Annotated in this window: 24 protein-coding genes and 1 pseudogene; 18 read left to right on the top strand and 7 right to left on the bottom strand. The window is 70.2% G+C overall.

The features are described from left to right. Window positions 1-31 precede the first annotated feature (31 nt). From metH to hisG, 8 genes are read left to right on the top strand one after another with little or no spacing between them, the layout of a single operon-like run. The gene (gene metH / locus AC1DU4_RS12280) at window positions 32-3601 is read left to right on the top strand and encodes a methionine synthase (protein ID WP_477840150.1); all 3570 of its coding nucleotides are present in this window, start codon (window positions 32-34) and stop codon (window positions 3599-3601) included. After that, window positions 3594-4301 carry an HAD family hydrolase gene (locus tag AC1DU4_RS12275; protein WP_477840148.1) on the top strand — a complete coding sequence of 236 codons (708 nt, stop codon included), beginning with the start codon at window positions 3594-3596 and terminating at the stop codon, window positions 4299-4301. The genes metH and AC1DU4_RS12275 overlap by 8 nt, the downstream gene beginning before the upstream one ends. A 23-nt stretch (window positions 4302-4324) precedes the next feature. Beyond that, window positions 4325-5836, top strand: a complete 1512-nt coding sequence (locus tag AC1DU4_RS12270; protein ID WP_477840146.1) for an ABC transporter substrate-binding protein — start codon at window positions 4325-4327, stop codon at window positions 5834-5836. A 4-nt stretch (window positions 5837-5840) separates the two neighbouring features. Continuing rightward, window positions 5841-6788, top strand: coding sequence for an ABC transporter permease (locus AC1DU4_RS12265; RefSeq protein WP_477840145.1), 948 nt, complete (start codon window positions 5841-5843; stop codon window positions 6786-6788). Next, the gene (locus AC1DU4_RS12260; protein WP_477840143.1) at window positions 6785-7600 is read left to right on the top strand and encodes an ABC transporter permease; all 816 of its coding nucleotides are present in this window, start codon (window positions 6785-6787) and stop codon (window positions 7598-7600) included. The genes AC1DU4_RS12265 and AC1DU4_RS12260 overlap by 4 nt, the downstream gene beginning before the upstream one ends. Before the next feature lie 11 nt (window positions 7601-7611). Beyond that, window positions 7612-9243: a dipeptide ABC transporter ATP-binding protein gene (locus AC1DU4_RS12255; RefSeq protein WP_477840202.1), complete on the top strand. Its 1632-nt coding sequence runs from the start codon at window positions 7612-7614 to the stop codon at window positions 9241-9243. A 27-nt stretch (window positions 9244-9270) separates the two neighbouring features. Next, window positions 9271-9552, top strand: coding sequence for a phosphoribosyl-ATP diphosphatase (locus tag AC1DU4_RS12250; RefSeq protein ID WP_477840141.1), 282 nt, complete (start codon window positions 9271-9273; stop codon window positions 9550-9552). 53 nt (window positions 9553-9605) lie between these two features. Next, window positions 9606-10457: an ATP phosphoribosyltransferase gene (gene hisG, locus AC1DU4_RS12245; RefSeq protein ID WP_477840139.1), complete on the top strand. Its 852-nt coding sequence runs from the start codon at window positions 9606-9608 to the stop codon at window positions 10455-10457. A gap of 80 nt (window positions 10458-10537) precedes the next feature. Here hisG and AC1DU4_RS12240 read toward each other — a convergent pair whose 3' ends face one another. The 3 genes from AC1DU4_RS12240 to AC1DU4_RS12230 all read right to left on the bottom strand — a co-directional run bounded on the left by AC1DU4_RS12240 (window position 10538) and on the right by AC1DU4_RS12230 (window position 12961). Next, window positions 10538-11656 (bottom strand): NADH:flavin oxidoreductase, encoded by a 1119-nt coding sequence (locus tag AC1DU4_RS12240; protein ID WP_477840138.1) that lies wholly within the window; start codon window positions 11654-11656, stop codon window positions 10538-10540. Further along, entirely contained in the window at window positions 11653-12168 is a 516-nt protein-coding gene (locus tag AC1DU4_RS12235; protein WP_477840136.1) for a nuclear transport factor 2 family protein, read from the bottom strand. The genes AC1DU4_RS12240 and AC1DU4_RS12235 overlap by 4 nt, the downstream gene beginning before the upstream one ends. Before the next feature lie 67 nt (window positions 12169-12235). Next, on the bottom strand, window positions 12236-12961 hold the full coding sequence (locus AC1DU4_RS12230; protein WP_477840134.1) for an IclR family transcriptional regulator: 726 nt from the start codon (window positions 12959-12961) through the stop codon (window positions 12236-12238). Between the two features lie 344 nt (window positions 12962-13305). Here AC1DU4_RS12230 and AC1DU4_RS12225 point away from each other — a divergent pair, with 344 nt between their 5' ends. Genes AC1DU4_RS12225 through AC1DU4_RS12210 form a run of 4 tightly spaced genes read left to right on the top strand, consistent with a single transcriptional unit; the run spans window position 13306 to window position 16034 of the window. After that, window positions 13306-14460, top strand: a complete 1155-nt coding sequence (locus AC1DU4_RS12225; RefSeq protein ID WP_477840132.1) for a 3-ketosteroid-9-alpha-monooxygenase, oxygenase component — start codon at window positions 13306-13308, stop codon at window positions 14458-14460. Then, complete coding sequence (locus tag AC1DU4_RS12220; protein WP_477840130.1) at window positions 14460-14687, top strand: hypothetical protein; 228 nt, start codon at window positions 14460-14462, stop codon at window positions 14685-14687. Before AC1DU4_RS12225 ends, AC1DU4_RS12220 begins: the two co-directional genes overlap by 1 nt. Before the next feature lie 28 nt (window positions 14688-14715). Then, the gene (locus AC1DU4_RS12215; protein ID WP_477840128.1) at window positions 14716-15504 is read left to right on the top strand and encodes an SDR family NAD(P)-dependent oxidoreductase; all 789 of its coding nucleotides are present in this window, start codon (window positions 14716-14718) and stop codon (window positions 15502-15504) included. Beyond that, the gene (locus AC1DU4_RS12210; RefSeq protein ID WP_477840127.1) at window positions 15504-16034 is read left to right on the top strand and encodes a nuclear transport factor 2 family protein; all 531 of its coding nucleotides are present in this window, start codon (window positions 15504-15506) and stop codon (window positions 16032-16034) included. Before AC1DU4_RS12215 ends, AC1DU4_RS12210 begins: the two co-directional genes overlap by 1 nt. A 92-nt stretch (window positions 16035-16126) precedes the next feature. Here AC1DU4_RS12210 and AC1DU4_RS12205 read toward each other — a convergent pair whose 3' ends face one another. Further along, window positions 16127-16936, bottom strand: coding sequence for a thioesterase family protein (locus tag AC1DU4_RS12205; RefSeq protein ID WP_477840125.1), 810 nt, complete (start codon window positions 16934-16936; stop codon window positions 16127-16129). Continuing rightward, window positions 16933-17838 carry a RecB family exonuclease gene (locus AC1DU4_RS12200; protein ID WP_477840123.1) on the bottom strand — a complete coding sequence of 302 codons (906 nt, stop codon included), beginning with the start codon at window positions 17836-17838 and terminating at the stop codon, window positions 16933-16935. Before AC1DU4_RS12200 ends, AC1DU4_RS12205 begins: the two co-directional genes overlap by 4 nt. Before the next feature lie 88 nt (window positions 17839-17926). Between AC1DU4_RS12200 and AC1DU4_RS12195 the strand changes: the two genes are divergently transcribed. Continuing rightward, entirely contained in the window at window positions 17927-18793 is an 867-nt protein-coding gene (locus AC1DU4_RS12195; protein WP_072844727.1) for a tRNA (adenine-N1)-methyltransferase, read from the top strand. 20 nt (window positions 18794-18813) lie between these two features. On the opposite strand, the gene AC1DU4_RS12190 is transcribed toward AC1DU4_RS12195, so the two are convergent. After that, the gene (locus AC1DU4_RS12190) at window positions 18814-19296 is read right to left on the bottom strand and encodes a WKL family lipoprotein (RefSeq protein WP_477840121.1); all 483 of its coding nucleotides are present in this window, start codon (window positions 19294-19296) and stop codon (window positions 18814-18816) included. A 171-nt stretch (window positions 19297-19467) separates the two neighbouring features. On the opposite strand from AC1DU4_RS12190, the pseudogene arc reads away from it, so the two are divergent. Further along, a pseudogene (gene arc / locus AC1DU4_RS12185) lies at window positions 19468-21222 on the top strand (proteasome ATPase); the annotation flags it as partial. A gap of 24 nt (window positions 21223-21246) precedes the next feature. Here the strand turns inward: arc and AC1DU4_RS12180 are convergent. Continuing rightward, complete coding sequence (locus AC1DU4_RS12180) at window positions 21247-21798, bottom strand: NUDIX hydrolase (protein ID WP_477840201.1); 552 nt, start codon at window positions 21796-21798, stop codon at window positions 21247-21249. A gap of 89 nt (window positions 21799-21887) precedes the next feature. Between AC1DU4_RS12180 and AC1DU4_RS12175 the strand changes: the two genes are divergently transcribed. From AC1DU4_RS12175 to dop, 4 genes are all read left to right on the top strand, one after another. Next, window positions 21888-22220: a nitroreductase family deazaflavin-dependent oxidoreductase gene (locus tag AC1DU4_RS12175; protein ID WP_477840119.1), complete on the top strand. Its 333-nt coding sequence runs from the start codon at window positions 21888-21890 to the stop codon at window positions 22218-22220. Between the two features lie 57 nt (window positions 22221-22277). After that, the gene (locus tag AC1DU4_RS12170; protein WP_477840117.1) at window positions 22278-23540 is read left to right on the top strand and encodes a hypothetical protein; all 1263 of its coding nucleotides are present in this window, start codon (window positions 22278-22280) and stop codon (window positions 23538-23540) included. A 238-nt stretch (window positions 23541-23778) separates the two neighbouring features. Next, window positions 23779-24486 carry a hypothetical protein gene (locus AC1DU4_RS12165; RefSeq protein WP_477840115.1) on the top strand — a complete coding sequence of 236 codons (708 nt, stop codon included), beginning with the start codon at window positions 23779-23781 and terminating at the stop codon, window positions 24484-24486. Further along, the gene (dop, locus tag AC1DU4_RS12160; protein ID WP_477840113.1) at window positions 24411-25910 is read left to right on the top strand and encodes a depupylase/deamidase Dop; all 1500 of its coding nucleotides are present in this window, start codon (window positions 24411-24413) and stop codon (window positions 25908-25910) included. The genes AC1DU4_RS12165 and dop overlap by 76 nt, the downstream gene beginning before the upstream one ends. The last annotated feature ends 131 nt before the right edge of the window (window positions 25911-26041 follow it).

Here is a 26041-nt window from a genome sequence, read left to right as displayed (position 1 = left end):
GTGATTTAGTCCGCCCACTACTGTGGACGGCATGTCTACCCCATTCAATTCCGGCCTGTTGGATGCGCTCACGCGGCGCGTTGTCATCGGCGACGGTGCGATGGGAACGATGTTGCAGGCAGCGGACCTCACCCTCGACGACTTCCTCGGGCTCGAGGGCTGCAACGAGATCCTCAACGAAACCCGGCCTGACGTGCTGCGCGACATCCACGCCGCCTACTTCGAGGCCGGCGCCGACGCCGTGGAGACGAACACCTTCGGCTGCAACCTCCCGAACCTCGCCGACTACGACATCTCCCACCGGATCCGTGACCTGTCCGAGCGGGGCACCCGCATCGCCCGCGAGGTCGCGGACGAGATGGGCCCGGGCCGCGACGGCATGCCGCGCTTCGTGTTCGGGTCCGTGGGGCCGGGCACCAAGCTGCCGACCCTCGGCCACGCGCCCTTCGCGGTGCTGCGCGACGCCTACACCGAGTGCGCGCTCGGCATGATCGACGCGGGCGCGGACGCGATCCTGGTCGAGACCTGCCAGGACCTGCTCCAGGTCAAGGCCGCGATCATCGGCAGCCAGCACGCGATGGACCAGGCCGGTCGCCGGATCCCGATCATCACCCACGTCACCGTGGAGACCACCGGCACCATGCTGCTGGGCAGCGAGATCGGCGCGGCCCTGACCGCGCTCGAGCCGCTCGGCATCGACATGATCGGTCTCAACTGCGCCACCGGGCCGGACGAGATGAGCGAGCACCTGCGGCACCTGTCGAAGCACTCGACGCTGCCGGTCTCGGTGATGCCGAACGCCGGCCTGCCGGTGCTCGGCCGCAACGGCGCCGAGTACCCGCTGACCGCCGAGGAACTCGCGGTCGCGCTGAGCGGCTTCGTCTCCCAGTACGGGCTGTCGATGGTCGGCGGCTGCTGCGGCACCACCCCCGAGCACATCACCGCGGTCGCCGAGGCGGTCCGCCTGGTCGAGAAGGCGCAGCGCACCCCCGCGCCGGAACCCGGCACCTCGTCGCTCTACGCGTCCGTCCCGTTCGAGCAGGACGCCAGCATCCTGGTGATCGGCGAGCGCACGAACTCCAACGGCTCCAAGGGTTTCCGCGACGCGATGATCAGCGGCGACTACCAGAAGTGCATCGACATCGCGAAGGACCAGACCCGCGACGGCGCTCACATGCTGGACCTGAACGTCGACTACGTGGGACGGGACGGCGTACTGGACATGGCCGCGCTGGCCAGCCGGCTCGCGACCGCGTCCACGCTGCCGATCATGCTCGACTCCACCGAGCCGGAGGTGCTCGCGGCGGGTCTCGAGCACCTCGGCGGCCGCAGCGCCGTGAACTCGGTGAACTACGAGGACGGCGCCGGCCCGGACTCCCGGTTCCAGAAGATCATGCGGCTGGTCAAGGAGCACGGCGCCGCCGTGGTCGCCCTGACCATCGACGAGGAGGGCCAGGCCCGCACCGCCGAGCACAAGGTCCGGATCGCGCGGCGGCTGGTCGAGGACATCACCGCCAACTGGGGCCTCGCCGAGTCCGACATCATCATCGACGCGCTGACCTTCCCGATCTCCACCGGTCAGGAGGAGGTGCGCCGCGACGGCATCGAGACCATCGAGGCCATCCGGCAGCTGCACGAGATGTACCCGGAGGTGCACTTCACGCTGGGCATCTCGAACATCTCGTTCGGGCTCAACCCGGCCGCGCGCCAGGTGCTCAACTCGGTGTTCCTGCACGAGTGCACCGAGGCCGGCCTGGACACCGCGATCGTGCACGCGTCGAAGATCCTGCCGATGGCCCGGATTCCCGACGAGCACCGCGAGGTGGCCCTCGACCTGGTCTACGACCGTCGCCGCGACGGCTACGACCCGCTGCAGCGGCTGATGGAGCTCTTCGAGGGCGTCTCCGCGGCGTCGGCGCGCGAGACCCGGGCCGAGGAACTGGCCGCGCTGCCGCTGTTCGAACGGCTCGAACGGCGCATCGTCGACGGCGAGCGCAACGGGCTCGAGCCGGACCTCGACGCCGCCATGACCGAGGTACCGCCGCTGGCGATCATCAACGAGACGCTGCTCTCGGGCATGAAGACGGTCGGCGAACTGTTCGGCTCCGGCCAGATGCAGCTGCCGTTCGTGCTGCAGTCCGCCGAGGTCATGAAGGCCGCGGTGGCGTACCTGGAGCCCCACATGGAGGCGTCCGACGAGGACGGCAAGGGCCGGATCGTGCTGGCGACCGTCAAGGGCGACGTCCACGACATCGGCAAGAACCTCGTCGACATCATCCTGTCCAACAACGGCTACGAGGTGGTCAACCTCGGCATCAAGCAGCCGATCGCGACCATCCTCGAGGCCGCCGTCGACAAGCGCGCTGACGTCATCGGCATGTCCGGTCTGCTGGTGAAGTCGACCGTGGTGATGAAGGAGAACCTGCAGGAGCTGAACTCCCGCGGGGTCGCGGAGCAGTTCCCGGTGCTCCTCGGCGGCGCGGCCCTGACCCGCTCCTACGTCGAGAACGACCTCGCCGACGTCTACCACGGTGAGGTGTCCTACGCCCGCGACGCCTTCGAGGGGCTGCGGTTGATGGACGACATCATGTCCACCAAGCGCGGCGGCGGCCCGGACCCGGACAGCCCGGAGGCGTTGGCGGCCAAGGAGAAGGCAGCCGAGCGCAAGGCGCGGCACGAGCGGTCCAAGCGGATCGCCGAGGCGCGCAAGGCCGCCGAGGTGCCGGTCGTGGTGCCCGAACGGTCCGACGTGGCAACCGATGTGACGCTGCCGACGCCGCCGTTCTGGGGAACCCGCGTCGTCAAGGGCATCGCCGTCGCCGAGTACTCGGGGCTGCTCGACGAGCGCGCCCTGTTCCTGGGCCAGTGGGGCCTGCGCGGCCAGCGGGCCGGCGACGGACCGACCTACGAGGACCTGGTGGAGACCGAGGGCCGCCCGCGGCTGCGGTACTGGCTGGACCGGCTCGCCGCCGACGGCATCCTGGCGCACGCCGCGGTGGTGTACGGGTACTTCCCGGCCGTCTCGGAGGGCGACGACATCGTGGTGCTCACCGAGCCGGAACCCGATGCGCCGGAACGCTTCCGGTTCACCTACCCGCGTCAGCAGCGGGACCGGTTCCTGTGCATCGCGGACTTCGTGCGCTCGCGCGCCGCGGCCCGTGAGACCGGGCAGGTGGACGTGCTGCCGATGAACCTGGTGACGATGGGCCAGCCGATCGCGGACTTCGCCAACGAGCTGTTCGCCGCCAACTCGTACCGCGACTACCTCGAGGTGCACGGGATCAGCGTGCAGCTGACCGAGGCGCTGGCCGAGTACTGGCACCGCCGGGTCCGCGAGGAGCTGACCCTGCCCGACGGCCACAACCTCGCCGAGCAGGACCCCGCCGACGTCGAGGAGTTCTTCAAGCTCGCCTACCGCGGCGCCCGCTACTCGTTCGGGTACGGCGCCTGCCCGGACCTCGAGGACCGGGTCAAGCTGGTCGCGCTGCTCGAGCCGGAGCGCATCGGGGTGAAGCTGTCGGAGGAGCTGCAGCTGCATCCCGAGCAGTCCACGGACGCGTTCGTGCTGCACCACCCGGAGGCCAAGTACTTCAATGCCTGACCTGGTACTGGCGGACCCGGCGGTCGTCGGGGGCACGCTCGAGGGTGTGCTGTGGGACATGGACGGCACGCTGCTCGACTCCGAGAAGCTCTGGGACGTGGCGATGGGCGAGCTCGCGACCGAGCTCGGCGGGGTGATGACCGAGCAGATGCGGCACGCGGTCCTCGGTGCCTCCGCGCCCGACGCGCTGGCGCGGATCTTCGCGGCGCTGGACCTGGAGCCGACGCCCACCGCGGTGGCCGGCGCGGGGGACTGGATCAACGCCCGCGTCACCGAGCTGTTCGCACTGGGCATCCCGTGGCGGCCCGGGGCCCGCGACGCGTTGCGTGCGGTCCGCGCGAGCGGGCTGCGCACCGCGCTGGTGACGAACACCGAGCGTGAGCTCGCCGAGCAGGCGCTGGACACGTTGGGGCGCGAGCACTTCGACGTCACGGTGTGCGGCGACGAGGTGCCCCGCGGCAAGCCGCAGCCGGACCCGTACCTGCGGGCCGCGGCCCTGCTGGGCCTCGAGCCGGCACAGTGCCTGGCGATCGAGGACTCGCCGACCGGTGCGGCGGCCGCCGTGGCCGCGGGCTGCGCGGTACTGGTGGTGCCGTGCGAGGTGGACGTGCCGACGGGTCCGCGCCGGGTGCACCGGACCACGCTGGAGGGCATGGGCGAGTCGATGCTCGCCTCGGTGTGGCGCGCCGCGCACGCCTGACCTGGGGTGGCAAGATCGCACGCATGACAGTGCGGCGGGGCGGACGGCTGGCGGCTGCCGTCGCCCCGGCCGTCGCCGTGGTGGTGCTGGCGACGGGGTGCTCGGCGGGCGCCGGGCTCTCCGGGGCCGGCGGCCCGGACACGCTCACCGTCGCGCTCACCGCGAAGCCGGACAACCTCGACTTCACCCGCACCGCGGGCGCCGCGATCCCGCAGGCGTTGCTGGGCAACGTGTACGAGGGTCTGGTCCGGCTCGACGACAACGGCGTGATCACCCCGCAGCTGGCCGCCTCGTGGACCGTCAGCGACGACCGCACCGTCTACGACTTCACCCTCCGCGAGGACGTGGTGTTCAGCAACGGGGACGCCTTCGACTCCGGCGACGTCAAGTTCAGCATCGACCGGGTCAAGACCGAGTGGACCGCCAACTCGCCCGCCACGATGGCGGTGGTGGACCGGGTCGAGACCCCGGACCCGCACGTGGCGAGGGTGGTGCTGCGGCGGCCGAGCAACGAGTGGCTCTTCGCGATGACCGGCCCGGTCGGCGCCATGTTCACCCCCGACGGCGTCAGCCACCTGGCCACCACCGCGGTCGGGACCGGGCCGTTCACGGTGGTGCGGTGGAACCCCGGCTCGGAGCTGGTCCTCGCGGCGAACCTCCGGTACTGGGGGCCGGCGCCGGGGATGAAAACCGTTCGGCTGCGCTACTTCGCGGACGCCACCGCCCAGGCCAACGCGATGCGCAGCGGGGGAGTCGATGTCGTCTACAGCCTGGGTGCGCCGCAGCTGCTCGCCCAGTTCGCCGGTGACGACCGGTTCCGGGTCACCCAGGGCACCACCAACGGTGAGGTCACCCTGTCGATGAACGGCGCGGTCGCGCCGTTCGACGACGTGCGGGTGCGCCGCGCGGTCATGTACGCGGTGGACCGGAAGTCGGTGCGGGACACCGCCTATGCGGGATACGGCGAGCTGATCGGGTCTATGGTCCCGCCGACGGACCCGTGGCACGAGGACCTCACCGGCGTCTACCCGTTCGACCCGGACCGGGCGCGGGCGCTGCTCGCCGAGGCGGGCACCCCGAACCCCGTGGTGCGCTTCAGCGTTCCCAACCTCCCGTACGCGAGCGCCGCCGCGCAGGTGGTGGCCTCGCAGCTGCAGCAGGTCGGCTTCGACGTGCGCACCGAGCCCGTCGAGTTCCCCGCGGTCTGGCTGGACAAGGTGTTCGCCCGCCACGACTACCAGATGTCGGTGATCCAGCACTCCGAGCCGCACGACATCGTCACCTTCGCGAATCCGAAGTTCTACTGGGGCTACGACAATCCGGAGGTGACCCGCCTGGTTGCCGAGGCCGACGCCGCCGACGAGGCCGGGTACGTCGAGCGGATGCGGGAGGTGGCCAGGACCGTCACGGACGACGCCGCCGCGGACTGGCTGTTCCTGTTCCCCCTGCTGGTGGTGGCGGACTCGGACCTGACCGGACTGCCCCGCAACGCCACGAGCCTCGCGCTCGACCTCGCACCGGTGCGGCGCGGGTAGCGGGATGGCGCTCGCACTGCTCCGGCGGCTCGGGATCTTCGCGATGACCGCCGCTGTCGCGTCCGTCCTGGTGTTCGCGTTGCTCTCGGTGCTGCCCGGCGACCCGGCCCGGATCGCGCTGGGCGTGCAGGCCGCCGAGGCAGACGTGGCCCGCGAACGCGTGGCGATGGGCCTGGACCGGCCGCTGTACCGGCAGTACCTGGACTGGGTCGGGGGGATGCTGCACGGCGACCTGGGCACCTCGTACCTCACCCGGCAACCGGTGGGCCCGGAGATCTTCGACCGGCTGCAGGTGACGCTCTGGGTGGTCGCGGCGGGCATGGTGGTCGCGCTGGTGATCGCGCTGCCGCTGGGGGTGGCCGCCGCGGTCCGCAGCCGCCGGCCCGACGGCGTGCTGATCGGCGGGATCAGTCAGGTCGGCATCGCGATCCCCGCGTTCCTCGCCGGCGTGCTGCTCTCCACCGTCTTCGCCGTCGAGCTGGGCTGGCTGCCGTCCAGCGGCTGGCAGGCCCCGATCGAGGGGATCGGCGGGTTCCTGTCCTACCTGGCCCTGCCCGCGCTGGCGCTCGGGCTGGTGCAGGGGTCGGTGCTGACCCGGTACGTGCGGTCGGCGGTGCTCGACGAGATGGGCAAGGACTACCTCCGCACGGCGCGGGCCAAGGGCCTGACCCGGACCCACGCGCTGCTGCGGCACGGCCTGCGCAACGCGGCGATCCCGGTCGTCACGGTCGCGGGCCTGCAGCTGACCACGCTGCTGATCGGCGCGGTGGTGGTCGAGCGGGTGTTCGTGGTGCCGGGACTGGGCAGTCTGCTGCTGGACAAGGTGAGCCAGCGGGACATGGCGGAGGTGCAGTCCATCGTGATGGTGCTGGTCCTGATGGTGCTGCTGCTGAATCTGTTGGTGGACATCGTCTACACGGCGATCGATCCCCGCATGAGGAGTAGGGCGTGAAGAGGGCGTCCGGCAGCCTGGTGGCGGGAGCGGTGCTGATCACCGGGGTGCTCCTTGCGGCGCTGGTCTCCTTCGTGTGGACGCCCTACGACCCGACCGTCGTCGACCCCGCCTCCCGGATGCTGCACCCGAGCGCGGCGCACTGGCTCGGCACCGACGACTTCGGCCGCGACATCTTCAGTGCGCTGCTGGTGGGGGCGCGGACGACACTGCTGGTCGGGTTCGTCGCGACGGCGATCGCGGCGACCCTGGGCATCCCGGTCGGGGTGGCCGCCGGCCTGCGGCCCGGTCGCACCGACGAGGTCCTGATGCGCGGGAACGACGTGCTGCTGGCGTTTCCGGCGCTGCTGCTGGCGATCGTCTTCGCGGCGGTGTGGGGTGGCTCGACGGTGACGGCGATGGTCGCGCTCGGCCTCGGCTCGGCGCCGTCGTTCGCGCGGGTGGCCCGGGCCGGCACCCGGCAGGTGACCGCCCACGACTACATCCTGGCCGCCCGGGCGGCGGGCCGGCGGCCGGCGACGATCGCGCGGCGGCACGTGCTGCCGAACATCTCGAGCGCGCTCATCGTGCAGGCGTCGGTGACCTTCGCGATCGCGGTGCTCGCCGAGGCGGCGCTGTCGTACCTGGGGTTCGGCACCCCGCCGCCGACGCCGTCGTGGGGGCGGATGCTGCAGGAGTCGCAGCCGTACCTGTACCTGCAGCCGGCGGTGATGCTGTGGCCGGGACTGGCGATCGCCCTGACTGTGCTCGGGTTCAACCTGCTCGGCGACGGGCTGCGGGACCGGCTCGACCCGAAGTCGGTGCGGCAGTGACGGCCGGGACCCTGCTCACCGTCGCCGACCTGACGGTGCGGACGGGTGACCGGACACTGCTCGACGGCGTCGGGTTCGCCCTGTCGGCGGGTGAGCGGCTGGGGCTGATCGGCGAGTCCGGGTCCGGGAAGTCGCTGACCGCGCTGAGCGTGCTGGGGCTGCTGCCGGACGAACTGCACGCGAGCGGGTCGATCGTCGTCGACGGCGGGCCCGGGAACCTGGTGGGCGTTGCGGAACGGGTGTGGACGTCGCTGCGCGGCGACGACATCGCCATGGTGTTCCAGGAACCGATGACCGCGCTGAACCCGCTGATGCGGGTGGGCCGGCAGGTGGCCGAGATGATCGAGCTGCACCAGCGTGGCACCGACCGCGCCGGCCGGCGCGCCGCGACCCTCGACCTGCTGGCGTCGGTGAACCTGCCGGACCCGGCGCGGACAGCCCGTTCCTACCCGCACGAGCTGTCCGGCGGGCAACGGCAGCGGGTGCTGATCGCGATCGCCATGGCGAACCGCCCCCGGGTGCTGATCTGCGACGAGCCGTCGACCGCGCTGGACGTGACGGTGCAGGCGCAGATCCTGGACCTGATCGACACCACGGTCCGCGACCACGACACCTCGCTGCTGTTGATCACCCACGACCTGGCCGTCGTCTCCCAGCTGTGCGAGCGGGTGCTGGTGATGCGCGACGGCCGGATCGTCGAGTCCGGCCCGGTGGCCGAGGTGTTCGCCGACCCGCAGCACCCGTACACGCGCTCGCTCCTCGACGCCTCGACGCTCGGTCCCGGAAGCTCGGCGGCGGGTGAGCACGCCGTCGCCTCGCCGCCGGAGTCCGGGCCGGCGCCGGTGTTCAACGAGCAGCCGCGGCCGCTGGTGTCGGTGCGCGGGCTCGGCCGCACCTACCGCGGTTCGCGGTCCAGTCTGCTGCGTCCGCCGGAACCGGTTCACGCGCTGGCCGACGCGTCCTTCGACATCGGCCCCGGCCAGCGCTTCGGGGTGGTGGGAGAGTCCGGTTCCGGGAAGTCGACGTTGATCCGGTTGCTGTGCTCCCTGGACACCCCCACCACGGGTTCGATCCGGTTCGGCGGGCAGGAGGTTGCCGGCGCACCGGAACGGGACCTGCGCGGGTTCCGCCGCGACGTGTCCATCGTGTTCCAGGACCCCATGGGCTCGCTGGACCCGCGGATGCGGGTGGGCGAGATCGTGGCCGAGCCGCTCACCGACCGGACCGACGCCGCGGAGAAGGTGGCCGAGATGCTCATCGCGGTGGGCCTCGAACCCGACATGGCACACCGGCATCCACACCAGTTCTCCGGCGGCCAGCGTCAGCGGATCTCGATTGCCCGCGCATTGATCACCAGCCCCAAGTTCCTGATCGCGGACGAGCCGGTCAGTGCCCTGGACGTGTCGGTGCGGGCGCAGGTGCTCGACCTGCTGGCGCGGCTGGTCCGCGAGTACCAGCTGACCCTGCTGCTCGTCTCGCACGACCTGGCGGTGGTGCGGCACGTCTGCGAGGTGGTGGCGGTGATGAACCGGGGCCGGATCGTGGAGTGCGGGCCCACCGAGGACGTCTACGAGCGGCCGCGCGACCCGTACACCCGGACCCTGATCGGCAGCGCGCCGATCCTCGGCCGTCCGGCAGGCTGAGTGCGCGGGTGGCGGCCCGTACCCACTGTGAAACAATCACGACCCGTGAAGACCTTCGAATCGCTGTTCGCCGAGCTGTCCGACCGTGCCGCCACCCGCCCCGAGGGCTCCGGCACCGTGGCCGCGCTGGACGCGGGCGTCCATGCCCAGGGCAAGAAGGTGATCGAGGAGGCCGGYGAGGTGTGGATCGCCGCCGAGTACCAGAGCGACGAGGAACTGTCCGAGGAGATCTCGCAGCTGCTCTACTGGGTGCAGGTCTTGATGGTGGGGCGCGGGCTGAAGCTCGAGGACGTCTACCGACATCTGTGAGCCCCGCTCGCATTCCCGGTAGACCCCATTCGACCTTCCCGAAAGGAAGCCACATGCTGCGCGTCGCAGTCCCCAACAAGGGCTCGCTCTCCGAGTCCGCCGCCGAGATCCTCAGCGAGGCGGGCTACCGCCGCCGCACCGACTCGCGCGACCTCACCGTCCTCGACCCGTCGAACCAGGTCGAGTTCTTCTTCCTGCGCCCCAAGGACATTGCCATCTACGTCGGCTCCGGCGAGCTGGACCTGGGCATCACCGGCCGCGACCTCGCGCTGGACTCGGCGGCCCCGGTCGCCGAGCGGCTGTCGCTCGGCTTCGGCCGGTCCAGCTTCCGGTACGCCGCACCGGCGGGCAAGGAGTGGGCACCCGCGGACCTCGCCGGCCTGCGCATCGCCACCTCGTACCCGAACCTGGTCCGCGCGGACCTGGCCGCGCGCGGCATCGAGGCCACCGTGATCCGCCTCGACGGCGCCGTGGAGATCTCGATCCAGCTCGGTGTCGCGGACGCGATCGCCGACGTGGTCGGCTCCGGACGGACGCTGCGCCAGCACAACCTGGTGGCGTTCGGCGAGTCGCTGTGCGACTCCGAGGGCGTGCTGATCGAGCGGGAGGGGTCCGACCGCTCGGACAAGGCCCGCAACCAGCTGATCGCCCGGGTGCAGGGCGTGGTGTTCGCGCAGCAGTACCTGATGCTCGACTACGACTGCCCGCGCTCGCTCCTCGACGAGGCGCTGCGCGTCACCCCCGGTCTCGAGTCGCCGACCATCTCGCCGCTCGCGGACGAGGCGTGGGTGGCGATCCGGGCGCTGGTGCCGCGCAAGGTCAGCAACGACGTGATGGACCAGCTGGCCGACATCGGCGCCAAGGCGATCCTGGCGTCCGAGATCCGGGCCTGCCGCGCGTTCTGAGCCGACAAACACAGACGAACGGCCCCGACCACAGGGTGTGGTCGGGGCCGTTCGTCTGTGTTCGAGGAACTCCGGTGAGCTCAGTGCAGCCGGCCCTCGTGCCGCTCACGATCGAACGTCGGCATGGGCCCGCCGCCGCGCAGCGTTCGTGCCAGCGAGGGATCCGCGAGGTGCAGCCGTCCGATCGCGACGAGGTCGAACTCCTGGGCCTCGAGTCTGCGGAGCAGCCCGTCGAGCTCGGCGGGTTCGGGGGTGCCGTCGTCGCGCAGTGACTTGCTCAGGCCAACGCTGCCGACCGCCATGCTCGTGGCCCCGGTCAGCTTCTTGGCCCAGCCCGCAAGGGTCAGGTCGCTGCCCTCGAACGCGGGGAGGTCGAAACGCCGGATGCTGGCGTCCAGCACGTCGACTCCCGCCTCGACCAGGGCGCCGAGGATCACCGACAGCTCGTCGGGGGTGTTTGCGATGCGGGCACCGTAGTCCTGCTGCTTGTGTTGCGAGAACCGGTAGAAGATCGGCAGATCCGGGCCGATCTCGCGCCGGATCGCCCGGACCACCTCGACCGGGAAGTGGGTCCGTCGCTGCAGGTCGCCGCCCCAGTGATCGGTGCGCCGGTTGGTCGACTCCCACAGGAACGCATCCAGCAGGTAGCCGTGCCCGGCGTGGATCGCAATGCCGTCGAAGCCGGTGTCGACGGCGTTGCGCGCCGATCGCACGTACGCGGCGACGACGTCTTCGATGTCGCCTTCGGTCATCGCCCGGGTGGGGGCGCTCGCCCGCTCGACGTAGCTGTCCGGGTAGACGGTGCGCCCCACCTGTCCCCAGAGCCCGGACGGGCGCATCGGGGCCAGTGCCGGATCCACCGTGCTCATCGCGCCCCACAGCGGGCCGACGTGCCACAGCTGCGGGACGATCCGGCCGCCCGCCCCGTGTACCGCCTCGACCACGTGCCGCCACCCCGCCAGCGGGGCTTCGCCGTGCAGTCGTGTCACTTTCGGGCTGTCGACGGCAGTGGGGTGGTCGATCGCCACTCCCTCGGTGATCACCAGGCCGGTGCCGCCCTCGGCGCGGCGCCGGTAGTAGGCGGCCACGTCCGGGCCGGGCACACCATCGGGAGAATGCTCCCGGGTCATGGGGGACATGACGATCCGGTTGGGCAGCGTCAGCGAGCGGATCTGGAGCGGGGCGAAGAGCGGGTTCACAGCGCCTGCAGGTAGTCGAAGAATTCCGCGCTCGCGTCTTCACGCAGCCGAGTGAGCTTGCGGTAGCTGATCAGCCAGTGGCCGTTCACCTTTCGGTACTCCTCGTGGTAGTGCCCGTAGCCGTGGAGATGCTCCTCGTGGGTGCCGTTGGTCCACCAGAGCTTGTCCTCCATCGCCCAGATCCCGCGGGCGGTGGTGTCGGAGGTGAGCTCGATCTCCGGGGTGTGACCGTGGTGCACGGTCGTCACCACGGTCTCCCCGCCGAGCATGGTGCTGATCGCGCGAGTCAGGTTCTCCTTGCCCACGACGCGGTTCGAGCCGCCCTCGGCCTGCGGTTGCTTCTCGTCCGGCAGGCCGCCCCACGTCTCGGAGACCACGTCGTCGGTGTGCAGCGTCGGGTAGATCTCCCACTGCTTGTTGTCCATGCATCGCAGCCGGGCCGCGAAGGTGCGCTTGATCTCCTCGATCGCCATGAGCTGCTCGGGGATCGTCAATGTGAGCTCGGATGTCATGGCCCAACGCTGTCAGCGGCCCGGTGCCCGGGCAATTTTCCGTTCCGATGAGCGGACTGACGCCAGGTCAGGCGGGGCGTCGGGTCGCTGCGGCCAGGTCGAGGTACTGCGCGATGGCGGCGGCCGCCATCCGCACCGGCGCGGCATGTCGGTGGTCGAACTTGACCCGGTTCACCGGACCGCTGACCGACAGGCCGACCGCTGCGCCGTCCAGGGAGCCGACCCGCACACCGATGCAGCCGAACCCCGACGCGCAGGTTCCGAACGCAACACCCGACCGGCGTGCGCCACCGGGCTCCGGGCGGCGGCCGCCGAGAACCGCGCCGGACTCGGGGGCGGCGGCGAGCAGCGCCTTGCCGATCGTCGACGACCGCGCGGGTATCCGGTCGCCGACTCGCGTGCGCAGGTCAGACCCGGCCCCGCCGCCGACCTTGTCGAGGTAGAGCACGTGCTTGCCGTCGAGGACACCGAGGTGCACGACATGGCCGGTGACGCAATGCAACTCCTGTAGCAGCGGCGGCACCACCCGATCGAACCGGTTCTGGTACAGCGACAGCGCACCGATTTCCGCGAGTGTGTCACCGAGTCCGTACTCGACACCCAAGCGCCGGAGCCAGCCCATTCGGACCAGATGCTCGAGCATTCGGTACGTGCTCGTCCGCGGTATTCCGGTGCGGCGGGACACGTCGGTGAGGCTGAGGCGCGGAGCGCTGCGGAAGCTGTCCAGCACCAGGGACAGGCGATCGAGCGTGGACGTGGGCAGACCGCGTTCCGAGCGTTCTCCGTCGTGCAATGCCTTCCCTCCTCCAGTGTCGCCCGCGCGGCGGAGTCGGCGCTGCCGGGCCGGCGAGGTCAGCACACCCGCGATCGCCGACCGATACCAGGGGCACGTCCCGGTGAGCGGGATCCGACGCCGACCGACCGGGCGTCGCCGAAGGCGGGCAGAAGGGTCGGTGACCTGCACCGATTCCGCTCAACGGACATGCAAGTTGTTGCCGTGCCCGCGGCGTTGACAGCCTCTCCAGGCGGCGTGACCGCGATCACGTCGACGCCGGCTCTCGCGGTGCCGCGTGCTTTCGAATCAGACGAATCGGCCCGCGCCCGACACGCGCCGGGTCCACGATCAAAGGAGACACAGTGACCACTGTGGATATCGACGGAGCCGGCGAGGTCCGTGTCATCGAGCAGGGCACCCCGCCCGATCGTTTCGCGCGTGGGTGGCACTGCCTCGGCCTGGTCGAGCAGTTCCGGGACGGCAAGCCACACTCGATCGAGGCGTTCGGCACCAAGCTCGTCGTGTTCGCCACCTCCGAGGGCGAGATCAAGATCCTCGACGCCTACTGCCGGCACATGGGCGGCGACCTGAGCCAGGGCGAGGTCAAGGGCGACTCCGTCGCCTGCCCGTTCCACGACTGGCGCTGGGGCGGCAACGGCAAGTGCACCGGCATCCCCTACGCCCGTCGCGTGCCCCCGATCGCCAAGACGCGCGCCTGGACGACCACGGAGCGCGACGAGCTGCTGTTCGTCTGGCACGACCCGGAGGGCAACCCGCCGCCGCCGGAGGTCGCGATCCCCGCGATGCGGACCGACGACGCCGAGTGGACCGACTGGGAGTGGAAGTCGATCGTCATCGACACCAACTGCCGCGAGATCATCGACAACGTCGTCGACATGGCGCACTTCTTCTACGTGCACTACTCGTTCCCCACCTACTTCAAGAACATCTTCGAGGGACACGTCGCCGTCCAGGAACAGGCCGGCGTGGGTCGCGAGGACATCACCGAGTGGACCGACCCCGACGTCCCGAAGCTGGTCGGCCACGGCTCGGTCGCGGCGTACCACGGGCCGTCGTTCATGATCGACGACCTCGTCTACCACTACGACCAGTACGACGTCGAGTCCGTCCTGATCAACTGCCACTACCCGATCTCCCCGAACCAGTTCGTGCTCATGTACGGCATCTCGGTCAAGAAGACCGAGCAGATCCCGGCCGAGGTCGCCGGCCAACTGGTCGACGCGATGATCGGTTACATCGGCGTCGGCTTCGAGCAGGACATCGAGATCTGGAAGAACAAGACCCGCATCGACAACCCGCTGCTCACCAACGAGGACGGCCCCGTGTACCAGCTGCGCCGCTGGTACGAGCAGTTCTACGTCGACGCCGCCGAGGTCACCCCGGAGATGGTCGACCGCTTCGAGTTCGAACTCGACACCACCAGGCCGGTCGAGGCGTGGAAGCAGGAAGTCGCCGACAACCTCGCCCGGCGCGATGGTGCGGAGATGTCGGTCTGATGCAGCACATCGATTGTGCGCGTTGCGGAGTTCAGGTCCTCGTCGAGAAGAACAGCTGGCAGCACACCAGCGTCCAGTGGAGCACCGCCCGCCCCGACACCGTCTGCGACGAGTACCGGGACGACCCGACGCTGACGCTGCGCGGGGCCCGGGTGGGGCGTTGCCCCGCACTGCGCGACTCGATCGTCGCGGCCGCCGTGGACGGACGCATCCCTGTCTCCGACTGACCACCGATCCGGAAGAAACGAGAGAATGATGAGCGACAAAGACAAGTACGGCCCGTGGGCCGTCATCGCAGGCGGCTCGGAAGGCGTCGGCGCCGGGTTCGCCGAGGAACTGGCGGAGGCCGGACTGAACCTCGTGCTGCTCGCCCGCAAGCCCGGCCCCCTCGAGGAGACCGCGGCCAAGGCACGAGCTCACGGAGTCGAGGTGCGCACCCTCGCCGTCGACCTCCTGGCGGCGGACGCCGTCGAACGGATCCGGGAGACCACCGCGGATCTCGAAGTGGGACTGCTGATCTTCAACGCCGGTGCCAACACCTACGGCCACGAGTTCGTCACCGGCGATCTCGACGCCTGCCGAAAGGTCCTCACGCTCAACATCGACCGCCAACTGGAGCTCTCCCAGATCTTCGGTGCACCGATGCGCGAACGTGGCCGCGGCGGCATCATCCTGCTCGGCTCGCTGGCCGGTTTCGTCGGTGCCGAGCACATGAGCATCTACGCGGCGGCGAAGGCCTTCAGTCGCGTCTTCGCCGAGGGACTCTGGCTCGAGATGTCCGGGCACGGCGTCGACGTGCTCGAGCTCGTCCTCGGCGTCACCCGGACGCCGGCCATGGAACGGGCCGGCCTCGACTTCGACCTTCCCGGCCTCAACGCGTCGGACCCGTACGCGGTCGCCCGCGAGGGTCTCGACCACCTCACCGACGGCCCGATCTGGGTCGCGGGCGGCAACTACGAGCTGGCCGGCAGCCGTGCCGGCTTCCCCCGCGCCGAGATCGTCAGGGCAGCCTCCGACGAGGCCCGCGCGATGATGGGGCGCTGATGACCGAGACGGATTTGGGTTTCGGGCCTCGGCTCGTGGTCCTCGAGCAACGCCTTCGGCTGCTGGAGGACCACAACGCGATCATGCGACTCATGTACTCCTACGGCCCGAGCGTCGACAGCGGCCTGGCCGCCGTCGTCTCCGGGCTCTGGACCGAGGACGGCGTGTACGACGTCGACACCGGCCGGATGAACGGGCGCGACGAGATCGCGACGATGGTCGGAACCCATCCGCACCAGGGCTTTCTCGAGAAAGGGTGCGGACACGTGATGAGCCCGGCGCACATCACCGTCGAGGGCGACACCGCCGTGGCGGTGTGTCACACCCAGTTGATTCTTCGTGAGCAGGAGGGGAGTGGCTACCGTGTCAGTAGGGTCACGGCCAACCGGTGGGAACTCGTCCGGACGCGGGACGGCTGGCGCGTCGTAACCCGGACGAGCCGAATGCTCGACGGACACGAGGATTCACGCGCGATCCTCGCGAGTGCCTTCGGCTCGGCGGACGGACTGCGGCAGCAGCACACCTGCTGACGACGCCCTCGCCCGCCGGCGACGGCGCGACGGCATGCGGTCGCGATGGACGATTGCGATCGCATGCCGCCCGTGTCGACGCCACCCGCGGGCTAGCGCCCGCGGACCTGCAGGGTCTGGTTGATCCGGCCGACCGGGCCGGACTCGTCGTGCAGGACGCCCGCGCACATGCCGACCCCGTCCGGGCCGTAGGACGTCTCCGCGGCGATGCCGACCCACTCGCCCTCGGGAACCCGGAACAGGTGCACCGTCAGGTCGGTGTTGAGGAACGTCCACTCGGCCGGGTCGAGCTTGGTTCCGACCCCGTTCGCGACATCGGCCACCACGAACAGCTGCTGGACGGGGGAGAGTGGTTCGCCCTCCACGAGAACGGCATTCGGGCGCGCCCACATCTGCCCCGGGCCCTCGCAGCCGATGTCGGTCAGCCACATCCACTCGAGGCTGGTGACGAACCCGGTGTCCCAGAACGGGCCCTCCAGTGCCGTCTCGTGTGCCTGCGACCGCGGGGCCAGTGCCGGGTCGCCGGCATGCGCGACGGCGGACGAGTCGTCGGTCTGCATGCGCCAGCCGGTGCCGCGGGCCACCGCGCGGGCGGTGCCGTCCGGGCCGGCGGCCCACAGCTCGGCGACCACGAGCTCGACCCGGCGGCCGGGCCGCTCCACCCAGGACCGCACCTCGATGTCGGCGATGGGGACCGGGCCCAGGATCTCCACGACCACCCGGGTCAGCCGGGTGTCCTCACGCGACTCGCACCGCTCGAGCGCCCGCACCAGCAGCGCCGACGGGGGTGCGCCGTGCTGCATGGCCGGTCCCCAGGTGCTCTCCGTCAGCGCGGTGCTGGCGAAGCGCTCGGTGCCGTCGGCGTCCCGTCCCAGCGGGAGGTAATAGGCCTGGTCACTCAATTGTCGATCTCCTCGGAACTCTCGTCTTCAGAACTACCGGCGCCCGATGCGGTCGGACCCTCGGGCCAGCCGGGGTAGGGCGGCGGCGTGCCGCCGAACGCGGGGCAACGGACCTTATGATCGCACCAGTCGCACAACCGCCCGGGATTCGGTGGGAAGTCCCCGGTCGCCCCGGCGGTGCGGATCGCCTGCCAGATCGCGGTCAGCGTGTTCTCGAAGCGGAGCAGCTCCTCCTCGTCGGGGGCGTAGGTGAGGATCTCCCGGTCCGCGAGGTACAGCAGTCGCAGTTGCGCGGGCACGACTCCGCGGGTGCGCAGCAGCACCAGCGCGTAGAACTTCATCTGGAACAGCGCCTTGGCCTCGCTGGTCTCCCGCGGGGCACGTCCGGTCTTGTAGTCGACCACCCGGAGGTGGCCGTTCGGCGCGACGTCGATCCGGTCGACGAATCCTCGCAGCACCACGCCGTTGTCCAGCTCGGTCTCCACCCCCAGCTCGCAGGACTCGGGATCGAAGCGGGTGGGGTCCTCGAGCTGGTAGTAACCGTCCACCAGTGCCCGGGCCTCGGCGAGGAAGGCGGTGCGCTCCTCGGCCGGCACCGCCTCCGCGACCTCGGGGGACTCTGCGAGCACCCGCTCCCAGGCGGGGCCGAGCAGGGTGGCGGCGCGCTCGGGGACCCGCTCGTCCGCGGGCAGGCCGTAGAGCGCCTCCAGCGCGGCGTGCACGACGGTGCCGCGGATCTGTGCCTTGGACGGTGTCTCGGCGATCCGGTCGACCGCTCGGAACCGGTACAGCAGCGGGCACTGTTTGAAGTCGCCGGCGCGGGAGGGGGAGAGAGCAGGCCGGGAGCGGGCTCGAACGCCGTCGGCGGGGGAGACGGGGGGCGACGTCGCGGGTGTGCTCACACCTGGCAGGGTATGCGCAGGGTCCGACACCGCTGTCGGGGCCGGCGCGAGGGTCGCCGGGAGTACCTACGCTAGGAGCAGTTGACTGATGACAGTGCGCGATGCCAGGCCGAGTGGGCCGTTCCGGGTGGGCGACCGCGTCCAGCTGACGGACGCGAAGGGCCGGCATTACACGGTGGTGCTCACCGAGGGCAAGGAGTTCCACACCCACCGCGGTGGTATCGTGCACGACGCGCTGATCGGCGCCGACGAGGGCAGCGTCGTCACCTCCACCAACGGCACGCCGTACCTCGCACTGCGTCCGCTGCTGGTCGACTACGTGCTGTCGATGCCGCGCGGCGCGCAGGTGATCTACCCGAAGGACGCCGCGCAGATCGTGCACGAGGGCGACATCTTTCCCGGTGCCCGGGTACTGGAGGCGGGTGCCGGTTCCGGCGCGCTGACCTGCTCGCTGTTGCGCGCGGTGGGGCCCGAGGGAACGGTGCTCTCCTACGAGGTGCGCGACGACCACGCCGAGCATGCCGTGCGCAACGTCGAGACCTTCTTCGGCGAACGGCCGGAGAACTGGGAGCTGACCGTCGCCGACGTGGCGGACTTCGATCCCGAGACCGCGGGCGGACAGGTGGACCGGGTGATCCTGGACATGCTGGCGCCGTGGGACACGCTGCCGGCGATGGCGAAGGCACTGGTGCCGGGCGGCGTGCTGATGGTCTACGTCGCCACCGTCACCCAGCTGTCGAAGGTGGTCGAGGCGCTACGCGAGCAGGAGTGCTGGACCGAACCGCGGTCCTGGGAGTCGATCGTGCGCGGCTGGCACGTGGTGGGCCTCGCGGTGCGCCCCGAGCATCGGATGCAGGGGCACACCGCGTTCCTGGTGAGCGCGCGCAGGCTCGCCGAGGGCACCGTCACCCCCAAGCCGCAGCGCCGCGCGGGCAAGGGCAAGGCCCCCGCCTAGGGCTTGTCTTCCGGCCTGCGTCAGCTGACGCAGGTCAGGCGGCCCATCGAGAAGATGGTGCAGACGGCGGTGTCCGAGACGACCCACTTGCCGTCGACCTGGTCGAAGGTCAGGTCGGTGGGGGCACCGCCGTGCGGGCCGGTGATCGTGGCGGTGGCCTTGACGGTGTCGGCGTCGACCGGGGTGACAGCGGTGACCGCGGTGGTCAGCGGGTAGCCCCGCAGGACGCCGTTGAACTGCTCGAGCACCGGCGCCTGCTTCTCGCCCTTGACGATCAGCGCGGCCTTGTCCGCGGCCGGGACGGCGGGGTCGAAGAACGTCACCAGCGTCGCGTTCAGTGCCTCCGTGCTGGGCGCGTCCGCGGGCGCCTCGGTGGCGGCAGCGTCGGCGGTCGTCGTCGTGGCGGTGGACTCGGTGGCGGTGGAGTCGTCGGAACTGCAGGAGGCGACGCCGACTGCGACGAGGGCGGCTGCGGCGGCGACGAGGGACTTACGGATGATCACGAATGGGCCTTTCGCTTGCGACAAGACTGCGGATAGATAGGTGAGGCTAACATGACCTAGAACCKGTTCTGTCTGACGGACATCTCACACTGTGTCGTGTCGCTGGTGTCGCTCCGCAGATTCGGCGCGGCGGCTGTAGCGTTGATAGATCGCAACTGGGAGGAGTCGCGCATGAGCGCATCAGAGAATCCGGACTCGTCGGCTGCCAGGGCGGAGCTGGAGGCCCTGCAACTCGAGGCGGCCCGGTTGCGTCGCCAGTTGGCGCAGTCGCCCGAGCAGGTACGCGAACTCGAGGCTCGGGTGGACTCGCTCTCGATCCGCAATTCGAAGCTGATGGACACGCTCAAGGAGGCGCGTCAGCAGCTGATCGCGTTGCGCGAGGAGGTCGACCGGCTGGGCCAGCCGCCGAGTGGGTACGGCGTGCTGATCGGGATGCACCCGGACCAGACCGTCGAYGTGTTCACGTCCGGGCGCAAGATGCGGTTGACGTGCTCGCCGAACATCGAGGCGGAGTCGCTGCGGCCCGGCCAGACGGTACGGCTCAACGAGGCGCTCACCGTGGTCGAGGTCGGCTCGTTCGATCGGATCGGCGAGATCTGCAGTCTCCGAGAGGTGTTGGACGACGGCGAGCGTGCGCTCGTGATCGGGCACGCCGACGAGGAGCGGGTGGTCTGGCTCGCACACCCGCTGATCCTGGCGGCCTCGGACGTCACCGAGCACCCCGTCGACGAGGACATCGACTCGCCGACCCGCAAGCTGCGGCCCGGCGACTCGCTGCTGGTCGACACCAAGGCCGGGTACGCGTTCGAGCGGATCCCGAAGGCCGAGGTCGAGGACCTGGTGCTCGAGGAGGTGCCGGACGTCGACTACGGCGACATCGGCGGACTCGGCCGGCAGATCGAGCAGATCCGCGATGCCGTGGAACTGCCGTTCCTGCACAAGGACCTCTTCCACGAGTACGCGTTGCGGCCGCCGAAGGGTGTGCTGCTCTACGGCCCGCCCGGCTGCGGCAAGACGCTGATCGCCAAGGCGGTGGCCAACTCGCTGGCCAAGAAGATCGCCGAGGCCCGGGGGCAGGACGCGAAGGACGCCAAGTCCTACTTCCTCAACATCAAGGGCCCGGAACTGCTCAACAAGTTCGTCGGCGAGACCGAGCGGCACATCCGGATGATCTTCCAGCGGGCCCGGGAGAAGGCCTCCGAGGGCACCCCGGTGATCGTGTTCTTCGACGAGATGGACTCGATCTTCCGTACCCGTGGTTCCGGCGTCTCCTCGGACGTCGAGACCACCGTGGTCCCGCAGCTGCTCAGCGAGATCGACGGCGTCGAGGGCCTGGAGAACGTCATCGTGATCGGCGCGTCCAACCGTGAGGACATGATCGACCCCGCGATCCTGCGGCCCGGCCGCCTGGACGTGAAGATCAAGATCGAACGCCCCGACGCGGAGTCGGCGCAGGACATCTTCTCGAAGTACCTCACCGAGCACCTGCCGGTGAACGCCGACGACCTGGCGGAGTTCGGCGGCGACCGCACCGCCTGCATCAAGACCATGATCGAGCGGGTCGTGGACCGGATGTACGCGGAGAGCGACGAGAACCGCTTCCTCGAGGTCACGTACGCGAACGGTGACAAGGAGGTGCTGTACTTCAAGGACTTCAACTCGGGCGCGATGATCCAGAACATCGTGGACCGGTCGAAGAAGTACGCCATCAAGTCGGTGCTGGACACCGGCACCCCGGGCCTGCGCGTGCAGCACCTGTTCGACTCGATCGTCGACGAGTTCTCCGAGAACGAGGACCTGCCGAACACGACGAATCCGGACGACTGGGCGCGGATCTCGGGCAAGAAGGGCGAGCGGATCGTCTACATCCGCACGTTGGTGACTGGCAAGAACGCCAGTGCCAGCCGCGCGATCGACACCGAGTCCGGGCCACCGCCGTCCGGTCGGCCGCTACCGCGGCGTGGCGGTCAGGAAGTCCGCGAGCAGGGCCCGGCTGTCCGGGGCGAACGGCCACGCCGGGTCGGCGAGGTGCGCGCGYAGCTCCGCCTCGGTCCACCACCAGCCGTCGACGATCTCGCTCGCCTGGTGCACCACCGGCCCGTCCCAGCGCCCCTCGAAGGCGAAAAGGTGGCAGCGCAGCAGCTTTCCGTCCCACTCTCCGTCCCAGGAGACCCGGGCCAGGGGAGTGAGGTCGATGCCGTGCACCCCCAGTTCCTCGCCCAGTTCGCGGGCGGCGGCGTCGGTCGGTGTCTCGCCCGGGTCGACGACGCCGCCGGCGAGGCAGTCGTGCATGCCGCCGAACACGGCCTTGGCAGGGGAGCGGCGGTGCACGTAGATCCGCTGCCCGTCGAGGGACCGCAGCAGCACGCCGGAACTGGCGTGCCACAGTCCCTCCTCGTACACCCGCGACCGCGGGGCGGTGCCCGTCTCGTGTCCCTCGGCGTCGTAGACGGTGACGACCTCGTCCCCGACGGGTGCGGCATTGCCGGGCTGGTGATCCATGTCCTCATCGTGTCACGAGGCGTTAGGCTGACCGAGTGCCTCTCCCGAGGCGGCTGGCCCGCTTCAACAGGGCGGCGACCAATCGCGTAGTGCTACCGGTCGCCGGTCGGCTGCCGGGATTCGCGATCGTCCACCACCGGGGTCGCCGCAGCGGCCGTCCGTACCGGACCCCGGTGAACTGCTTCCGGTACGGCGACGGTTTCCGCTTCGGGATCACCTACGGGCGGGACAGCGACTGGGTACTCAACGTGCTGGCCGCGGGCCGGGTCGACATCACCACCCGCGGACACCTGCTGGCCCTGACCGACCCGCGACGGGAATGCGACCCGCAGGCGCGGTGGGCGCCCCGGCCGGTGCGCGTGGTGCTTCGGCGCCTCCACGCGGGCGACTACCTGCAGTGCCGTCTCGGCAGCGGAACGTGAGCGTTCTGATCAGGCGTTGACGTGCGCGCGCTCCGCCACATCGAAAGGCGTGGTCCGATGAGAATGCACGGTCGACAGGTGAGCTTTACAGGGGCGGCGCTGGCGCTGTGTGCCGCGGTCTTGGTTCCGCCGTCGGCGGCCCACGCGTTCGCCGAGGACATCTGCTACACGGAGGACGGCGCCCCCGCCCACAACTGCGGCCCGCTGCCACCGGTGTGCCCGCTCGACGCTCCGGACGCTCCGGTGTGCGGACTGCAGGCGTTCGCGGCGTACGGGTTCACGTTGCGTCGACCGCTCGGCGGACGCAGCCTCGTGCACACGGACTCGACGTACATCATCGCTCGCAGCGTGGGCTTCTCCGAGCGCGCCGCGTACTGGATCGCGGCATACGACGAGGCGACCGATCTGGGGTCGTTCGCCCCGCGCGACGTCGACGGCAGGCTCGTCCCCGACGCGGATTCCCTGACCACCCAGGACATCAGCGGCCTGGTGCGCACCCACTTCGCCACCGGCGGTTTCCTCTTCCACTTCCTGCCGACGATGCGTGGGCCGTCGGATGCCCAGCCGGACGGGCTCAGTCCCGATGCCCACGATCCCGCACACGAGGTCATGCTCACGCACCTGCGCCGGTGGGCCATGGCCGGGCCAGGAAGCGCCGCGCCGCTGTGCACCGGCGGCTTCACCAACCCCAGCGCGGACGGCGACTATGCCACCGGCGCAGCCTGTTACGGCGACCCTCAGCCCGCGCAGATCCACGGCGAGTATGCCGTCGAGACCCCGGTGGCCATCCCGTTCGACAACGAGACCGGCGAGCAGGTGATCTCCGGCGACGTGCGGTCCGGGCAGTTCGACTCCTGGATCGGCGACAACGCCTGGAACGCGCGGACCGGCATCTACCTGCATGCGCTCGGCGACCGCATCTCGCACCGGGCCTGCACCGACGCCGGCACGATCACGCCGCCGTCGCCGGATCGGTCGGAGTTCCGCATCGACCTGAACAAGCCCACCTGCGACCAGGGCCCGCACGCGATCCGCCACGAGTACGAGACGGGTGTGGACTTCGCCGGGCTCGAGCCGGGGGACCGGACGACCGAGGCGATGCTGTCGATGGTCTACGACGAACTGGTCGCCTTCGCGCAGGCCCGCGGAACGTTCGACGAGCGCGCGACGCTCCCCGCGACCAAGACGGCACTCGTCTCCGGCGGCCTGGTGCCGGCGTTGCAGATCAGGGAACCGGTCGAGCGGATGACCGCGGTGACCGAGGTCGGCTGCCAGGCAGGGGTGGGGCAGTTTCCGGGCACGCCGACCTGCCCGGCCTGACCGTTTCGGTGGTGCCGCGGCCGGTCGTCATCGCTCGCCATTCACCACAATAATGTCATAACGCAGCTTATCGGCGTTTGAGCCGAAGGCTCGAGCCGTCGGCGAACGATCTAGGACACGCTCCGAGGGAGGGGGTGTCGGCCCGGGAAATGGCGCCGCGAAATCGGCAACGGACCCCGGTAGGGGACGTTAGGGTGCGTCCACCGTTCTGATCAACGACCGATGAAGGGGATGAGGAATGCACACAGCGGGGGTTCTGCGGGTCGGCATCTTGGGAGGGATTGCCGCCGTTGCGGTGGCGACTGCGGTGTCGCCGATCGCCGCGGCCGCCGGTTCGTCGGGTGGCTCGGCGGACGGTTCGGTGTCCGGTTCGCTGGCGGGGTCGGTGGGGGGTTCGTTCGGAGAGCCCATCGGTCCGGATGCGGTCACGGTGATGCAGATTCCCGCGACCGGGATTGCGGTGAGCGGACTCGTCGTGCCGTTTCCCTACAACGGAACGGTGAACGCCGAAACCTCGGATGTTCCCGGCGAGACGGTGTTCTCGGCGCCGCTCTCGGACGAGGTCTGCTCCGCAAACGGTTTCGGCTTCCGATCGGTCAGGATCGGCTACACCAACGTCGCCACGGGCGATGCGGGATCGGTGGACGTGCATCCGTGCACCACCTTCATGGGGTCGCCACTGGATCGTGTCACCGCGCACACGGGATCCGGACCGGTGGTGTTCACCGTGTGGCCGGCAGCGATCGCTGCCGGCCGCCGGCTGGCTTCCGCCTCGCCCTGCCGACCACGGATCGCAGCCGACAGCGGCGCGGCGGCGCCGCAAGGGAATAGTCGGAGGGCCGAGCGCATCGACGATCTAGGCTCGTGGGCATGCAGCGCATCATCGGTATCGAGGTCGAGTACGGGATTTCCTCCCCGACGGAACCGACCGCGAACCCCATCCTGACCTCGACTCAAGCGGTACTCGCCTATGCGGCGGCCGCCGGCGTCCCGAGGGCCAAGCGGACCCGCTGGGACTACGAGGTGGAATCGCCCCTGCGCGATGCCCGCGGCTTCGACCTGGGCCGGTTCAGCGGCCCGGCCCCGGTGATCGACGCGGACGAGGTCGGCGCCGCCAACATGATCCTCACCAACGGCGCTCGCCTGTACGTCGACCATGCGCACCCCGAGTACTCGGCGCCCGAGGTTGCGGACCCGCTCGACGCGGTGATCTGGGACAAGGCCGGCGAGCGGGTGATGGAGGCCGCGGCCCGGCACGTCGCGAGCGTGCCCGGCGCACCGCGACTGCAGCTCTACAAGAACAACGTCGACGGCAAGGGCGCGTCGTACGGCACCCACGAGAACTACCTGATGTCGCGGCAGACGCCGTTCAACGCCGTCGTCGCCGGCCTGACGCCGTTCTTCGCCTCCCGGCAGGTGATCTGCGGGTCGGGACGCGTCGGAATCGGGCAGTCCGGCGACGAGGCCGGCTTCCAGCTGTCCCAGCGCGCCGACTACATCGAGGTCGAGGTCGGGCTGGAGACCACCCTCAAGCGCGGCATCATCAACACCCGCGACGAGCCGCACGCCGACGCGGACAAGTACCGGCGTCTGCACGTGATCATCGGCGACGCCAACCTCGCGGAGATGTCGACCTACCTCAAGGTCGGCACCACCGCGCTGGTGCTGGACCTGATCGAGGCCGGTGTCGACCTGTCGGACCTGCATCTGGCCCGGCCGGTGACCGCGGTCCACCAGATCAGCCACGACCCGACCCTGCGTCAGGCGGTCGCGATGGCCGACGGCCGCGAGCTGACCGGCCTTGCCCTGCAGCGGATCTACCACGAGCGGGTGGCGGAGTTCACGGCCCGACGCGGCGACGACGACCCGCGGGTGGCGGACCTGCTGGACAAGTGGGCCATGGTCCTGGACCTGCTCGAGCGGGACCCGATGGAGTGCACGCACCTGCTGGACTGGCCGGCCAAGCTGCGGCTGCTCGAGGGCGCACGCAGCCGCGACGGGCTGGGCTGGGCCGCGCCGAAACTGCACCTGATCGACCTGCAGTACTCCGACGTGCGGCTCGAGAAGGGGCTCTACAACCTGCTGGTGGCGCGCGGGTCGATGGACCGGCTCGTGACCGAGCAGCAGGTGCTCGACGCGGTGCACAACCCGCCGACCGACACCCGGGCCTACTTCCGGGGCGAGTGCCTGCGCCGGTTCGGGGCGGACATCGCGGCCGCGAGCTGGGACTCGGTGATCTTCGACCTGGGCCGGGAGTCCCTGGTGCGCATCCCCACGATGGAGCCGCTGCGGGGCAGCAAGGCGCACGTCGGCGCCCTGCTCGACGCCGCGGAATCGGCCGCCGACCTGGTCGATCAGCTCACCACCTGAACACCGCCCCCGCGACACGGCCACGCACCCGCGTTCTGACGGTGTTGCTCGGTAGGGTGGAGATCCGTGCACGAGGCGCACACTGGGTGTGGCAGGGACATCGACGGTCGAGAAGACCCCGGCGTTCAGGA

The organism is Rhodococcus sp. P4_F5, assembly GCF_056401315.1.
The sequence above is the reverse complement of the archived record's forward strand: the minus strand, read 5'-3'. Positions and strand labels throughout refer to the sequence as shown.